Source organism: Enterobacter sp. BIDMC 27 (assembly GCF_000534415.1).
In the GTDB taxonomy this organism is placed as follows: Bacteria; Pseudomonadota; Gammaproteobacteria; order Enterobacterales; family Enterobacteriaceae; genus Enterobacter; species Enterobacter hormaechei_C.
Window position 1 is genome coordinate 4,115,262 of sequence record NZ_KI973178.1, and the last position, 15,069, is coordinate 4,130,330.

The window sequence follows — 15,069 nt, forward strand, 5'->3', positions numbered from 1 at the left end:
TACCTTCAAACGCTTACGCTTTCAGCTTACGCATCACCAGCGTGGCGTTGGTGCCGCCGAAACCGAAGCTGTTGGACATAACGGTCGTCAGCTCACGTTCGGTGGTTTCGGTCACGATGTTCAGGCCAGCCGCCTGCTCGTCCATCTCTTCGATGTTGATGCTTGGCGCGATAAAGCCGTTTTCCAGCATCAGCAGAGAGTAGATCGCTTCCTGCACGCCCGCCGCTCCCAGAGAGTGACCGGTCATGGCTTTGGTTGCAGAGATAGCCGGGCTATTGTCGCCGAACACTTCACGGATCGCACCCAGCTCTTTCACGTCGCCTACCGGCGTTGAGGTGCCGTGGGAGTTCAGGTAGTCGATTGGAGTATCAACACCGTGCATCGCCATCTTCATGCAGCGCACCGCGCCTTCACCAGATGGAGCAACCATGTCAGCGCCGTCAGACGTTGCGCCGTAGCCCATGATCTCAGCATAGATGTGCGCGCCACGCGCCAGCGCGTGTTCCAGCTCTTCAACCACAACCATACCGCCGCCGCCAGCGATAACAAAACCGTCGCGGTGTGCGTCATAAGTACGGGACGCTTTGTCTGGCGTTTCGTTGTATTTGGTGGACAGTGCGCCCATCGCGTCGAACTCACAGGCCATTTCCCAGCCCAGCTCTTCGCCGCCGCCAGCAAATACGATGTCCTGTTTGCCCAGCTGGATCTGCTCAACCGCATTACCGATACAGTGTGCGGAGGTCGCACATGCAGAGCTGATGGAGTAGTTCACACCGTGGATTTTGAACGGCGTTGCCAGGCACGCGGAAACCGCTGACCCCATGGCTTTGGTCACAACATATGGACCGACCGCTTTCAGGCCGCGCGGGCTGCGCATGGCGTCAGCACCGAACACCTGAGCTTTAGAGGAACCGCCGGAGCCTGCAATCAGGCCCACGCGTGGGTTGTTCTGGTAAGCGTCTTCGCTCAGACCAGAATCCTTGATTGCTTCCTGCATGGAAAGATAGGCGTAGATAGAGGCATCGTTCATGAAACGAACCACTTTACGGTCAATTAAACCGGTGGTGTCCAGTTTAACGTTACCCCATACGTGGCTACGCATTCCAGAATCTTTAAACTCTTCAGAGAAAGTGATCCCGGAGCGTCCTTCACGCAGAGATGCCAGGACTTCCTGCTGGTTATTACCGATGCTGGAAACGATGCCCAGGCCAGTAATCACTGCACGTTTCATTCAATACCTCTGTAAGTCGCACTATAAAAAGTTTCGAGTCGCACAATAGCGTACACTTGTACGCCGAACAAGTCCGATCAGCCATTTTCTGTGGAAATTTGCACCGATGGGCTCACATCGCTAAGATCGTGCCACTGCCTGTCGGACGAGTAACTTACGTGAAACAAAACGCCATACAACCTGCCAACCTCGAATTCAACGCTGAGGGTACACCTGTTTCCCGAGATTTTGATGACGTCTACTTTTCTAATGATAACGGACTGGAAGAGACGCGCTATGTTTTCCTCGAAGGAAATCATCTCAGCACCCGCTTCCCTGAGCATCCGCGCAGCCTGTTTGTCGTAGCGGAGAGCGGTTTCGGCACCGGGCTGAATTTTCTGACCCTCTGGCAGGCGTTCGACCAGTTTCGCACTGCACACCCCGAGGCTACCTTACAAAGATTACATTTCATCAGTTTCGAAAAATTTCCGCTTACCGCGCACGATCTGCGGCTTGCCCATCAGCGCTGGCCGGAGCTTACCCACTGGGCGGAACAGCTTCAGGCCCAGTGGCCTCCGGCTATCGGTGGCTGTCATCGTCTGATTCTGGACGACGGACGCGTCACCCTCGACCTGTGGCTGGGCGACATTAACGACCTGACCGATAAGCTTGATGACTCAATGAATCAGAAGGTGGACGCCTGGTTCCTGGATGGTTTTGCGCCCGCCAAAAACCCGGACATGTGGAGCCCGCACCTGTTCAGCGCCATGGCACGTCTGGCGCGCCCGGGCGCAACGCTTGCCACCTTCACCTCGGCGGGATTTGTTCGCCGTGGGTTGCAGGAGGCGGGGTTTACCATGCGGAAAACCAAAGGCTTTGGCCGCAAACGCGACATGCTGGTCGGGGTGATGGAACAGGATCTGGCGATCCCGGCGCAGACCCCCTGGTTTGCCCGTCGCGCCAGCACCTCGCGTGAGGTCGCCATTGTGGGCGGGGGTATCGCCAGCGCCCTGCTCTCGCTGGCGCTGCTGCACCGTGGCTGGCAGGTGACGCTCTACTGCGCTGACGAGGCGCCGGCGACGGGCGCATCAGGCAACCGTCAGGGCGCGCTTTATCCCTTATTAAGTTCACACGATCCGGCACTGTTCCAGTTCTTCCCGGCGGCGTTTACGTTTGCTCGCCGCCTTTACGATAGCCTGCCGGTTGCGTTCGACCACAACTGGTGCGGCGTGACGCAGCTCGGCTGGGACGAGAAGAGCCAGCAGAAAATCACACAAATGCTGTCGCTGGGTCTGCCGGAGGCCATCGCCCATGCAGTGACGGCACAGCAGGTTGCTGAGACCGCTGGCGTCGACACCGGCTGCGGGGGTATTCAGTATCCACTCGGCGGCTGGCTGTGTCCGGCTGAACTGACTTCTGCGGCGATAGCCCTCGGGCAGTCGCGTGGGTTGACAGTGCATTATGCCCATAAGGTTCAATCGCTAAGCCGCACTGCGCACTGGAAACTGCGTTTCGCTGACGGCAAAGAGGTCCAGCATGCCAGCGTTGTGCTGGCCAACGGACATCATATCAGCCAGTTTACCCAGACAGCATCATTGCCGGTTTATCCGGTCGGCGGCCAGGTGAGCCATATTCCTGCCGCCCCCCAACTGAGCAAACTGCGTCAGGTGCTGTGTTACGACGGCTACCTGACGCCGCAAAATCCGTCCAACGGCCATCACTGCATCGGTGCCAGCTACCATCGCGGTGAAACAGATATGCAGTACAGCGAAGCGGATCAGCAGCAAAACCGCCAGCGCCTGCTCGACTGTTTCCCGGATGCGTCGTGGGCAAAAGAGGTGGATGTCAGTGAGGGTCAGGCGCGCTGCGGCGTACGCTGCGCGACCCGCGATCACCTGCCGATGGCGGGAAACGTGCCGGACTATGACGCCACGCTTGAAGTCTATCAGGATCTTGCTGACAACAAAGAAACGGCGGTAAGTGCTCCCGTTCATCCCGAGCTGTTTATGCTGGGTGGCTTAGGCTCGCGGGGATTATGCTCCGCGCCGCTGCTGGCTGAAGCGTTAGCCGCGCAAATGAGCGACGAGCCGGTTCCGCTGGACAGGGTTACGCTCGCGGGGCTGAATCCAAACCGACTGTGGGTGCGGAAATTGCTGAAGGGGAAAATGGTCAAGTAGGGTGCGGTCTGGTGCCCTCACCCCCGCCCTCTCCCTGTGGGAGAGGGCGGTGATACACTTACTTCGCTTTCGCCTGCTGGAACAAATTGTCCCACATGCCCAGCACTAAAGACTGGTCGCGCGGAGAGAGTTCCCCGGCCAGAATGGCTTTTTCCAGGCTGCGAGTGACTTCCGCGTGAACGGCGTCGGCAGAGTGATCGTCCCCGGCTTCCAGCGCGGCTACCGCCAGCGTCAGGTGACCACGCAGATAACCGCTGGCGAACAGCTCATCATCACTGGCGTGTTCTACCATGTCATCAATTAACGCCAGAATGCGTGATTCAAATTCTGCGATCATCTTCTTTCCTCTGTTAAAGATCTTCCGGCCAAGGGAAGCATTCCGCCGTGATCTCCGGCGTGTGGTAATAATTCTGTAAAGCCTCGATCAGGCGTGCCGGACGTGCCGGGATGCCTTTCTCAAGATATTCCATCACCTGCGCATGAACGCGGCGCTGGAAGACGATACGGTCTGGCTCGAAGTCGCCTTCGAGGTTGTCACAACTTACGTTGAACGGGAAACCCGCCGCTACGCAGAACAGCCATTCCAGCGCCTGAGGTTTCACCTCCACATCTTCGAACTGCCCCTGGGTGGTGGCGTCGCGCCCGTCCGGGCAGTACCAGTAACCAAAGTCCACCAGCTCGCGACGCGCTTTCCCGGCGATACACCAGTGCGAAATTTCGTGCAAACCGCTGGCGTAAAAGCCGTGGGCAAAGGTGATGCGGTTATACGGAACCTCGTCATCAGCAGGAAGATAGATCGGTTCGTCGTCGCCTTTAATCAGACGGGTATTAAAATCATCAGCAAAACAGCTATCGAAGATCTCAATCAGCTGTTCGTAGTTATGCGTACTGTTCATTAGTTCATCCCCAACCAGGTGAGGATCTCCTGTCCATGGCTGTCATAAAGAAGTTTGGCGCTCATCACCGCCGAGACGACAACAATCATCGGGCGGATCAGCTTTTGTCCTTTGCTTAATACCAGACGCGAGCCTGCGCGCGCGCCCAAAAACTGCCCTGCCATCATCACAAACCCGGTTGCCCATATAACCTTGCCGCCAATGATAAACAGCAGCAGACCGCCAACGTTGGAGGTCGCGTTGAGGACTTTGGCGTGGGCGGTGGATTTGGCGAGGTTGAATCCGGCCAGCGTCACGAATGCCAGCGCATAAAACGAACCTGCCCCCGGGCCAAAGAAGCCATCGTAAAAACCGACGCAGCCACCGGCAATCAGCGCAAACGGCAGGCCGTGAAGACGACGCTGTCGATCTTCTTCCCCGAGCTTTGGCATCAGCAGGAAATAGAGGCCGATACAGATAACCAGCAGCGGCAGGATCTGGCGCAGAATGTCGGACTGAACGTGCTGGACCAGCAGCGCACCCGCCGTTGAGCCAATAAACGTCATCAGGATATTGAGCTTCTGATCGGCGAGATTCACCACTTTGCGCCGGATGAAATAGAGCGACGAGGAGAGCGAACCGCCGCATGCCTGGAGTTTGTTGGTGGCAAGCGCCTGGGCAGGGCTCATGCCTGCCGCCAGCAGCGCCGGAACGGTGAGCAACCCGCCGCCGCCCGCCAGGGCATCGATAAATCCGGCTAACATCGCAACAAAAAAGAGCACCGCCAGCAGCAGCGGTGACACCATGAATAGATCGACGAAATTATCCATTAAAGTACATGCTCATCCAGTAGCGCCTGGCAGGAAGGCGGCAACGGAGGCGGTGTCTTCTTCTCAGGCTTAGAGGTTCCAGGCTTGGCTGGTTCAAACCAGCTTTGCAGTTCGTAACCACAACCATCGCCAGGCGGTGGCAGCGGCTGATCTTCACATTCCAGGCTGTTCGCCGGACAGCGCAGGCGAACATGCATATGCGCCCGGTGCTGGAACCAAGGGCGCACTTTACGCAACCAGTCGCGATCCGTTCCCGCATCCAGGCAAAGCTGCTGCTTGATGGCCGGATTAACAAAGATCCGCGTGACGTCGTTATCCTCTGCCGCCAGCTTAATCATGCTGGAAATTTCCGGCGACCAGCGCGAGGCGACGACCCGTTTACAGTCGGCCGAGACCAGATCCAGCGCCTGCGGTTTCAGCAGCTGCGCTGAGCTCCAGCGCGTTTTCGGCAATTGCAGGAAGATATCCACATCCAGTCCGGTCTGGTGGCTGGCGTGACCGCCGTTGAAGCGACCACCGGCAGGCATCCCCATATCGCCAATCAGCATCGTCCCCAGCCCCAGGTTATGCACCTGGTTGCCAAGACGCTGAATAAACAGCACCAGGTCAGGATGGCCGAAATAACGGCGCTGGTCGGTGCGCATCACCTGATAGGTATCCGATTGCAGCGGAAGTTCCTGCGCGCCGACGATACACCCGTTGGAGAAAGCGCCAATGGACTGCGCGCTCCCCGCTACCGGGTGGGTGATTTTCTGCCACGGCGTAGCGGCCAGGCTTGCTCCACTGGCCAGCAGCGCCAGCAGAGCGATTGCGGTTTTTTTCATAGTTACCAGCGTGGAATGGTGGTCGTCACATCCGCATTCTGCGCGCGCTGGCGCAGGAAGTGATCCATCAGCACGATCGCCAGCATCGCTTCTGCGATCGGCACCGCGCGGATCCCCACGCACGGATCGTGACGCCCTTTGGTGATCATCTCAACTTCATCGCCAGCGCGGTTAATCGTGTGGCCCGGGACGGTAATGCTGGACGTTGGCTTCAGCGCAATATTGGCAATAATTTGCTGCCCGCTGCTGATGCCACCCAGAATGCCGCCCGCATGGTTGCTCTGGAAACCCGCCTTCGTGATTTCGTCGCGGTTCTGGCTGCCGCGAAGCTTGACCACGTCAAAACCGTCGCCGATTTCAACGCCTTTCACCGCGTTGATGCTCATCAGCGCGTGGGCGATGTCGGCGTCAAGGCGGTCAAATACCGGCTCGCCCCAGCCAGCCGGCACGCCGTCGGCCACCACGGTGACTTTCGCACCAATGGAGTCGCCCTCTTTTTTCAGGCCACGCATCAGCTCATCCAGCGCGTCCAGCTTGTCGGCATCGGCGCAGAAGAACGGGTTGAGCTCTACCTGATCCCAGTCTTTGATTGCCAGCGGAATGTCGCCCATCTGGGACAGACAGCCGCGGATAACGATGCCGAATTTCTGCTGGAGATATTTTTTGGCAATTGCCCCTGCCGCCACGCGCATCGCGGTTTCACGCGCGGATGAACGCCCGCCGCCGCGATAGTCGCGAAAGCCATATTTTTGTTCGTAGGTATAGTCGGCGTGACCAGGACGGAAAACGTCCTTAATCGCGCCGTAGTCCTGAGAACGCTGATCGGTGTTTTCAATCAGCAGACCAATGCTGGTTCCTGTGGTACGGCCTTCAAATACGCCGGAGAGAATTTTGACCTGGTCCGGCTCGCGACGCTGCGTGGTGTAGCGAGAGGTACCCGGACGACGACGGTCAAGGTCATGCTGTAAATCGGCTTCGGTCAGTTCGATGCCTGGCGGGACGCCATCAACGATACAACCCAGTGCCAGACCGTGCGACTCGCCAAAGGTGGTCACACGGAATACCTGTCCAATACTGTTTCCTGCCATCACGGCTCCGATGTTGTTGTTTGTGTTTGAGCGTTGTGAAACGGGCCGAAGCCCGCTGGATTAATCTTTGTAAATGCTGAAGTATTCGCGTGCATCAAGCAGTTGCGCCTTGGTCAGCATAAAGACGCCGTCACCGCCGTTGTCGAACTCAAGCCAGGTGAACGGCACATCCGGGTACTGCTCTATCAGATGTACCATGCTGTTGCCTACTTCACAAATCAGAACGCCGTCGTCGGTCAGATAATCCGGCGCGCAGGCCAGGATGCGGCGGGTCAGCTTCAGCCCGTCAGAGCCTGACGCCAGGCCCAGCTCCGGCTCGTGACGATACTCGTTCGGCAGGTCGGACATATCTTCTGCATCCACGTACGGCGGATTGGTGACGATCAGGTCGTATTGCAGCGTCGGCAGGTCGCGGAACAGGTCAGAGCGGATAGGCGTGACGTGATGAATCAGCCCGTGCTCTTCAATGTTGTGTTCGGTGACGGCCAGCGCGTCGGTGGAGATATCGACGGCGTCCACTTCCGCTTCCGGGAAGGCGTACGCGCAGGCAATGGCGATGCAGCCGCTGCCGGTGCACATATCAAGAATGTGCTGCGGCTGATGGTTAATCAGGCCGTCAAAATGGTTGTTGATCAGCTCGCCAATCGGCGAACGCGGCACCAGCACGCGCTCATCAACATAGAATTCGTGGCCGCAGAACCAGGCTTTGTTGGTCAGGTAAGCCACCGGAATGCGCTCGTTTACGCGACGGATCACGCGCTCAACGATGCGGTGTTTTTCACTGGAGGTCAGGCGCGCGGTGCGCATGTCTTCCGGAATATCCAGCGGCAGGTAGAGAGACGGCAGCACCAGCTGCACGGCCTCATCCCACGGGTTGTCGGTACCGTGTCCGTACCAGATATTGGCGGCGCTGAAGCGGCTAACCGACCAGCGCAACATGTCCTGTATGGTATGCAGCTCGTTTACTGCTTCATCGACAAAAATTTTATCCACTCTTTCCTCCAGGGCATGCTCGCATAATTTTCGGCGGCTAGTTTGCCATGAAGACGGCGATAAATCAGCAATGACGCGTACCGCTTGAGGTTAAAAAATGCGTTTAGTCGGGTACACTATCGGAAATACGAGATGAGAATGACGAATGAAAAAGAAAACATCGCTCAGCGAGGAGGATCAGGCTCTATTCCGCCAGCTGATGACCGGGACGCGTCAAATCACGCACGACACCATTGTCCATCGCCCGCAGCGTAAAAAAGTCAGCGAGGTACCGGTCAAACGGTTGCTCCAGGAGCAGGCCGATAACAGCCACTATTTTTCAGATGAGTTTCAGCCGCTGCTAAATACCCAGGGTGCGGTGAAATACGTGCGCGAAGACGTCAGCCATTTTGAACTGAAAAAATTACGCCGGGGAGATTACTCGCCGGAGCTGTTCCTCGATCTGCATGGGTTGACCCAGATGCAGGCGAAACAGGAGCTGGGGGCGTTGATCGCGGCATGTCGTCGCGAGCATGTTTTTTGCGCCTGCGTGATGCACGGCCACGGCAAACATATTCTTAAGCAACAGACACCGCTGTGGCTGGCTCAGCATCCACACGTGATGGCTTTTCATCAGGCGCCAAAAGAGTACGGCGGAGATGCCGCATTGCTGGTATTGATTGAGGTGGAGGAGTGGCAGCCGCCAGAATTGCCCTGACAGGATGGCGGGAGGCACGCTGCACCCCGCCATATCGCACGTCACGTCAGATGGCTTTTGCCATCTTCAGGTTGCACGGACTCATTTGCCAGTTAAAGACCCCTTTGCCGGTTTCGTCGAGGGTGACGTTGGCAATGGCGGACGTTGTGAACATCGGTGGCGTTTCGCCCGGGCACAGCTCAGATACCAGATAGCCGACCAGCGGCAGGTGGGAAATGACCAGTGCGGAAGCGACACCTTCATTGCACAGCGCCTGAAGGTAAGCACTGACAAGGCCAACATCGCCACACGGCGTGAGTTCAGGGAGAACATCCACACTGGATGGCAGGTTCATACACTCCCCTACCACATCCAGCGTCTGTTCAGCCCGCAGGAACGGACTCACCAGAACGCGTTCAATGTCCACTTTTTGACCTTTAAGCCATGTCGCCATCTGACGGGATTCGTCGCAGCCACAGACGGTTAAAGGACGTACTGAGTCACTGGCGGCATCGAGTGCCGCGTCGCCGTGACGCATGATAAAAACTTGCATATTGCACCGCTTTTGTTAACCAGAATCACCGGCGTTAACTACCCGCGATTAATGCTCCGAGGTAGAAAACCCGATGGCCGGGCATTGTGCCTGATCCATTCGGTGAATGAAACGCTGTTTTTTACCTCAATGGCGTAAGTATAGTCAATCTCTGTTTACAATTTCGCCAGAACAGGTTCCATCACCTCAGGATTTACCCTTCTTTGACTTCAGTTTACGCAATCAGTTTCCCTTGCGGGCCAGAATGTCTGACCCCATTCCGCCATCTGCAATAATTCGTCACAAGGTGTAAACCGTGGACCGTATTGCGAGGCCAGACGTTGCAGGATCGCAACCACTTCACCCGCCCCGAGGGTATCCATATACCGGAACGGGCCGCCAAGGAATGGCGGAAAACCGATACCAAACACGGCGCCGATGTCGCCGTCGCGCGCGCTTTTGATCACCTGCTCACCAAAGCAGCGCGCCGCTTCATTGAGCATCATCATCACGCAGCGCTCAGCACACTGAACCGCCGACAGTTTTCCCTGACCCGTGACAGGAATAAGCGTATAAACTGAAGGGTCGACCTGTTTCTTGCTTTTACGCCCTTTCGCGGCGTAAAGATAGAAACCGCGTTCATTTTTTCTGCCTTTGCGATCGTCCTTCAAAATTGCAGAAACAAAGTTTGCAGGCGGCGCAAAACGATCGCCATAAGCCGCTTCCAGCACAGGGATAATCTTAGTCCCCGTATCAATTCCTACCTCATCCAAAAGTTGGATTGGGCCGACGGGGAAGCCAAACTTCACCAGGGCGTCATCGACGTGCTCAATTTTCTCCCCTTCCGTCAGCAACCGCATCGCTTCGTTAATGTACGGCGCCAGAATGCGGTTGACGTAGAAGCCGGCTTTGTCCGCGACCACAATCGGGGTTTTGCCCTGTTTTTTCGCCAGTTTCACCACGGTGGCAATAGTTTGCGGGCTGGTTGTGGCATGCGGGATAACCTCCACCAGCGGCATTTTTTCGACAGGGCTGAAATAGTGCAGCCCTATCACCTGCTCCGGGCGCACGGCTTTCGCCGCGATGTCGCCGATCGGCAAAGACGAGGTGTTTGACGCGAAAATGGTGTGCGGCGCGCAATGCTGTTCAACGTCCGCCACCATCTGCTGCTTAAGGGCGAGATCTTCGAACACGGCTTCAATCACCAGATCGCGGTGTGCAAACCCACTGTAGTCGGTGGCGCCAGTGATCATCGCGAGGGTTTTATCACGCTCACTGGCCTTGATATGGCGGCGCTTCACTTTGCGATCAAGGTTCTGCCAGCTGTACTGCAACGCGTGGTTGATACCCTTAGGGTTGATATCTTTGATACGTACGGGCAATTTGCCTTTGCTGGCGGTGACAAATGCGATGCCGCCGCCCATCAGCCCACCACCCAGAACGCCAACGGCACGCAGCGGAGCCGGTTCAGCTTCACTGCCCGGATCTTTTTTAACCTCCGTGCTGGCAAAGAAAATGCCGCGCAGCGCCTGCGACTGCGGCGTCATCGCCAGCTCGCCAAAGGCTTTCGCTTCCGCAGCATAACCGCTGCTGCTGCCCTGCGATAAACCGGTTTCAATCACCTTCAGAATGCGCGTCGCTGCCGGATAGTTCCCTTTGGTTTTTTGCTCGGTTTTTTTACCCACCATATTGAACAGCAGCGTGCGCCCCAGCGGCCCGGCGAGGATACGCTCGCGCACCGGCAGAGGGCGTTTCGCCTGACGACCTTTCAGCGCCCGCTCAACAGCGGCTTCAAGCAAGATGGCGTGCGGAACGACCTCATCAACCAGACCCGACTTTAACGCCTGACGGGCGCGCAGCTGTTTACCGGTTAAAATCATCTCCAGCGCCGTACTGACGCCTACGAGACGCGGCAGGCGCTGCGTGCCACCTGAACCGGGCAGCAATCCAAGCTGTACCTCCGGCAGTCCGAGTACGGTTTTCGCATCGTCGGTACAAATGCGGCTGTGACAGGCCAGCGCCAGCTCAAGCCCACCGCCCAGGCAGGCCCCGTGGATCGCAGCGACAACGGGTATCGACAGCGCATGGATCTCCGCCATTACCTGCTGCCCCTGACGCGCCAGGTCTTCTGCTTCCTGAACGCTTTTCGCCCGGGCAATCATGTTGATATCGGCCCCGGCAATAAAGTTATCCGGCTTTGCCGAGATAAATACCAGGCCACGTATCGCTTTGTTTTCGCGGATCTGTCTGAGCATCGCACGCACCTGAACGCCGAACTCGGCCTTCAGGGTGTTCATCTTTTCGTCGGGTACATCAATGGTGATAACAGCCACGTTATCAAGGCGAACAGCCAGATTAAATGCAGATGTCGTTTCCATTATTCAGCCTCCAGAACCATTGCTGCACCCAGGCCGCCCGCCGCACAGGCGGTAACGAGACCAAAACCGCCGCCGCGGCGACGCAGCTCGTGCAAAGTCTGGGTTATCATTCTCGCGCCGGTCGCCGCAAAGGGATGGCCGTAGGCGATGGATCCGCCAAGCACGTTAAACTTACTCTGATCCACTTCGCCGGTCGCGTGGGCGCGGCCCAGTACATCGCGCGCGAAGCGCTCGCTTGCCAGCAGCTGAATGTTTGCCAGGGTTTGTGCGGCAAAGGCTTCGTGCATATCGATCAGGGTTAAGTCAGCCAGCGTCAACCCGGCACGCTCCAGCGCCAGCGGCGTGGACCAGGCCGGGCCGAGCAGCATGTCCTGCCAGACATCAATGGCGGTAAAGGCGTAGCTACGCAAATAGCCCAGCGGTGTGATGCCAAGCTCTTTCGCCCGGGATTCCGTCATCAGGATCACGGCGGCGGCACCGTCCGTCAGTGGCGTACTGTTCGCCGCCGTAACGGTGCCATGTTTACGATCAAACGCCGGGCGCAGTTTTGCGTAATCCTCCAGCGTCGAGGTGCCACGGATATTGTTATCTTCCACCAGCGGTTCGCGGAAAGGCGGGATGTAAGCCGTCATCACCTCGTCGGCAAGTTTGCCTTCCGACCAGGCCTTCGCAGCGAGCTGATGCGAGCGATGCGCCAGTGCATCCTGCTGTTCGCGGGTAATACCGTAGGTTTTTGCCATCTGCTCGGCAGTGTCGCCCATACGCAGGCCGGTGGAGTATTCAGCAACGGCAGGTGGCACGGGCATGAGGTCGCGCAGACGTAAACGCGAGAAGAGTTTGAGCTTCGCACCGGTGGTCCGGGCTTTGTTGGCATCCACGAGGATGCGGGCCAGCTGTTTGCTAACACCGATGGGCAGCACGGATGAGGAATCCGCGCCGCCGGCGATCCCCGCGCGAATGGTCCCCGCCATCAGGCTTTCCGCCACGTTCGCCACCGCCTGGAAACTGGTGGCGCAGGCGCGGCTGACGCTGTATGCGTCGGTGTGAACATTCATGCCGGTGCCCAGCACGATTTCACGTGCGATATTGGGCGCTTCCGGCATTTGCACCACCTGGCCGAAAACCAGTTGCTCAATAACCTCTGGCGGGATCTCGCTGCGAGCCAGCATCTCCCCCACCACCATTTTTCCCAGATCGACAGCCGGTATACCGTGAAACGCGGTTGCCTGACGCGCAAACGGCGTACGTAACCCGCTGACAATGGCAATGCGGTCACCGTGTCGGGTGATAAGCGGTAATGCCTGACTCATAACACTCCCCTGTAAAAAAATTTTGCGCACACATTAAGTGGTCTGACCTGATAATAGTCTTAACTATTTTTTTACATTGAGCAAATCGGGGAAGCGAAAAATTGCGAGCTAAGGCACAGAGAAGAAAAAGAAAATGCCCCTGCATGGCAGAGGCATTTGTGAGATTTGTTGCCGGGTTGCGGCGTTGCCTTACCCGGCCTACACGATCGTAGGCCCGTGCAAAAAGTATTAACGCAGGCCCAGCTGGAAGATCAGAGTTTCTGCTTCGCAGGCGAACACAAAGTCGATATCCAGCCGCACGCCGCCTTCCACTTCCGTGAAGGTGGATTTGATTTCACACGGATCGGATTCGACTTCACGCGCGCGCTGGCTCAGCGCGGCCAGCGTCTCTTCCGCTTCAGCGCGGTTAGGGAATACGCGGCTGTAAGAGGCGGTGCAATCGGTGTTGTCCATAATGGTGCCAACATCCATACAGCAGCAAACCGGGGTTTCATCAGCACTGCATTTACTCATAGCTCAATTTCCTCTGTATTCGCGCAGGGCGCGAGATAAACACGATGCGTCTATTTTACGCCCCCGGACGAGCCCCCTCCAGCCGTTAATGGCGCAAAATCGGATAAGTGAGCAATATCACACTAAAAAATGATCTAAAACAAAATTCCCCTTTTCAGAGGAATCGCACTGGTCACAATTTTGCCAACCAGATCTCGTTTCAAGAAACATATCTGAAAATATTAATAAACAAACTTGCAACATCCCAGCTGGTCAGACCTATACTCTCGCCACTGGTCTGATTTGTAAGTCATACCTCAGACCCTACACTTCGCGCTCCTGTTACGGTATGTAACAATTATTGAATAAAAATAACTCAATGAGGTTATGGTCATGAGCCAGAAAACCCTGTTCAAACAAACTGCTTTAGCAGTTGCAGTGGCAATCGTCTCAACGTCCGCCTGGTCAGCGGGCTTCCAGTTAAACGAATTTTCTTCCTCTGGCCTTGGCCGTGCGTATTCCGGGGAAGGTGCGATTGCCGATGACGCAGGCAACGCGAGTCGTAACCCGGCACTGATCATGATGTTTGATCGCCCTACCTTCTCTGCCGGTGCGGTTTACATCGATCCTGATGTCAACATTTCTGGCAAATCTCAGTTCACCGGCGCAGATCTGAAGGCGGATAACATTGCGCCGACCGCGTGGGTGCCTAACCTGCACTTTGTTGCGCCAATCAATGAACAGTTTGGTTGGGGTGCCTCTGTCACCTCTAACTATGGCCTGGCAACGGAGTTCAATAACAACTATCCGGCCGGGGAATACGGCGGTAAAACCGACCTGACGACCCTGAACCTCAACCTGAGCGGCGCATATCGTCTGAACGATAACTGGAGCTTTGGTCTGGGCTTTGATGCTGTCTACGCCGATGCAAAAATCGAGCGTTACTCCGGGGAGCAAACTGCTGCACTGCCGAAAAACAGCAATAAAATTGCCAGCCTGAAAGGTGATGAATGGGGTTACGGCTGGAACGCCGGTATCCTGTATGAACTGGATAAAAACAACCGCTGGGGTCTGACCTATCGCTCAGAAGTGAAAATTGATTTCGATGGCGATTACAAAAGCGGCATCCTGAGCCCAGTCAACGGTATGGTCCCAGGCGCGGGCACCACCATTCCATGGGGTACCTCGAATCAAACCGTACCGGGTTCACTGTCGCTGCATCTGCCAGAAATGTGGGAAGTGTCAGGTTATAACCGCGTTGCGCCGCAGTGGGCAATTCACTACAGCCTCGCGTATACCAGCTGGAGCCAGTTCGAGGAGCTTAAAGCCACCGGCAGCAACGGCCAGACGCTGTTCTATAAAGACGAAAGCTTCCACGATGCTTACCGTATCGCGCTTGGTACGACCTATTATATGGATGACAACTGGACGTTCCGTACCGGCGTGGCATTTGATGACAGCCCGGTACCGGCCGATAAACGTTCTATCTCCATTCCGGATCAGGACCGTTTCTGGGTGAGTGCGGGGGCAACCTACGCGTTCAACGAGAATGCCTCTATCGACGCGGGCGTGTCGTACATGCATGGCCAGAAGGTGACCTTCCAGGAAGGCCCGTACGAGTTTACCTCTGAAGGTAAAGCCTGGCTGTTTGGTACCAACTTCAACTACGCGTTCTAATCCCAAC

The 15,069-nt window shown here is 56.6% G+C and carries 14 protein-coding genes; 3 read left to right on the forward strand and 11 right to left on the reverse strand.

What is annotated here, in order from left to right; translation table 11 throughout:
- Positions 1–13: 13 nt before the first annotated feature.
- Positions 14–1,231 carry a beta-ketoacyl-ACP synthase I gene (gene fabB, locus L463_RS03500; protein WP_023295095.1) on the reverse strand — a complete coding sequence of 406 codons (1,218 nt, stop codon included), beginning with the start codon at positions 1,229–1,231 and terminating at the stop codon, positions 14–16.
- Positions 1,232–1,389: 158 nt separating this feature from the next.
- Between fabB and mnmC the strand changes: the two genes are divergently transcribed.
- Positions 1,390–3,387: a bifunctional tRNA (5-methylaminomethyl-2-thiouridine)(34)-methyltransferase MnmC2/FAD-dependent 5-carboxymethylaminomethyl-2-thiouridine(34) oxidoreductase MnmC1 gene (gene mnmC, locus L463_RS03495; RefSeq protein ID WP_032102743.1), complete on the forward strand. Its 1,998-nt coding sequence runs from the start codon at positions 1,390–1,392 to the stop codon at positions 3,385–3,387.
- 58 nt (positions 3,388–3,445) lie between these two features.
- Here mnmC and L463_RS03490 read toward each other — a convergent pair whose 3' ends face one another.
- The 6 genes from L463_RS03490 to prmB are packed head-to-tail and all read right to left on the reverse strand — an operon-like array spanning position 3,446 to position 7,997.
- On the reverse strand, positions 3,446–3,724 hold the full coding sequence (locus L463_RS03490; RefSeq protein WP_017383451.1) for a YfcL family protein: 279 nt from the start codon (positions 3,722–3,724) through the stop codon (positions 3,446–3,448).
- A 13-nt stretch (positions 3,725–3,737) separates the two neighbouring features.
- Positions 3,738–4,283, reverse strand: coding sequence for an elongation factor P hydroxylase (locus L463_RS03485; RefSeq protein ID WP_032102744.1), 546 nt, complete (start codon positions 4,281–4,283; stop codon positions 3,738–3,740).
- Positions 4,283–5,092 carry a sulfite exporter TauE/SafE family protein gene (locus L463_RS03480; RefSeq protein WP_003861386.1) on the reverse strand — a complete coding sequence of 270 codons (810 nt, stop codon included), beginning with the start codon at positions 5,090–5,092 and terminating at the stop codon, positions 4,283–4,285. The genes L463_RS03485 and L463_RS03480 overlap by 1 nt, the downstream gene beginning before the upstream one ends.
- Positions 5,092–5,916 (reverse strand): penicillin-insensitive murein endopeptidase, encoded by an 825-nt coding sequence (mepA, locus tag L463_RS03475; protein WP_032673264.1) that lies wholly within the window; start codon positions 5,914–5,916, stop codon positions 5,092–5,094. The genes L463_RS03480 and mepA overlap by 1 nt, the downstream gene beginning before the upstream one ends.
- A 2-nt stretch (positions 5,917–5,918) precedes the next feature.
- Positions 5,919–7,004: a chorismate synthase gene (aroC, locus tag L463_RS03470; protein WP_015572247.1), complete on the reverse strand. Its 1,086-nt coding sequence runs from the start codon at positions 7,002–7,004 to the stop codon at positions 5,919–5,921.
- A gap of 60 nt (positions 7,005–7,064) precedes the next feature.
- On the reverse strand, positions 7,065–7,997 hold the full coding sequence (gene prmB / locus L463_RS03465) for a 50S ribosomal protein L3 N(5)-glutamine methyltransferase (RefSeq protein ID WP_003861381.1): 933 nt from the start codon (positions 7,995–7,997) through the stop codon (positions 7,065–7,067).
- Between the two features lie 145 nt (positions 7,998–8,142).
- Here prmB and smrB point away from each other — a divergent pair, with 145 nt between their 5' ends.
- Positions 8,143–8,694, forward strand: a complete 552-nt coding sequence (gene smrB, locus L463_RS03460; protein ID WP_015572246.1) for an endonuclease SmrB — start codon at positions 8,143–8,145, stop codon at positions 8,692–8,694.
- A gap of 46 nt (positions 8,695–8,740) precedes the next feature.
- Here smrB and sixA read toward each other — a convergent pair whose 3' ends face one another.
- From sixA to L463_RS03440, 4 genes are all read right to left on the reverse strand, one after another.
- Positions 8,741–9,226: a phosphohistidine phosphatase SixA gene (gene sixA / locus L463_RS03455; protein WP_003861375.1), complete on the reverse strand. Its 486-nt coding sequence runs from the start codon at positions 9,224–9,226 to the stop codon at positions 8,741–8,743.
- A 209-nt stretch (positions 9,227–9,435) separates the two neighbouring features.
- Positions 9,436–11,583 carry a fatty acid oxidation complex subunit alpha FadJ gene (fadJ, locus tag L463_RS03450; RefSeq protein ID WP_032102745.1) on the reverse strand — a complete coding sequence of 716 codons (2,148 nt, stop codon included), beginning with the start codon at positions 11,581–11,583 and terminating at the stop codon, positions 9,436–9,438.
- A complete protein-coding gene (fadI, locus tag L463_RS03445) occupies positions 11,583–12,893 on the reverse strand; it encodes an acetyl-CoA C-acyltransferase FadI (RefSeq protein ID WP_017692982.1) in 1,311 nt (436 codons plus the stop codon). Before fadI ends, fadJ begins: the two co-directional genes overlap by 1 nt.
- A 228-nt stretch (positions 12,894–13,121) precedes the next feature.
- Positions 13,122–13,406 (reverse strand): YfcZ/YiiS family protein, encoded by a 285-nt coding sequence (locus L463_RS03440; protein WP_017383455.1) that lies wholly within the window; start codon positions 13,404–13,406, stop codon positions 13,122–13,124.
- Positions 13,407–13,778: 372 nt separating this feature from the next.
- On the opposite strand from L463_RS03440, the gene fadL reads away from it, so the two are divergent.
- Positions 13,779–15,062, forward strand: coding sequence for a long-chain fatty acid transporter FadL (gene fadL, locus L463_RS03435; RefSeq protein WP_032102746.1), 1,284 nt, complete (start codon positions 13,779–13,781; stop codon positions 15,060–15,062).
- Positions 15,063–15,069: the final 7 nt, after the last annotated feature.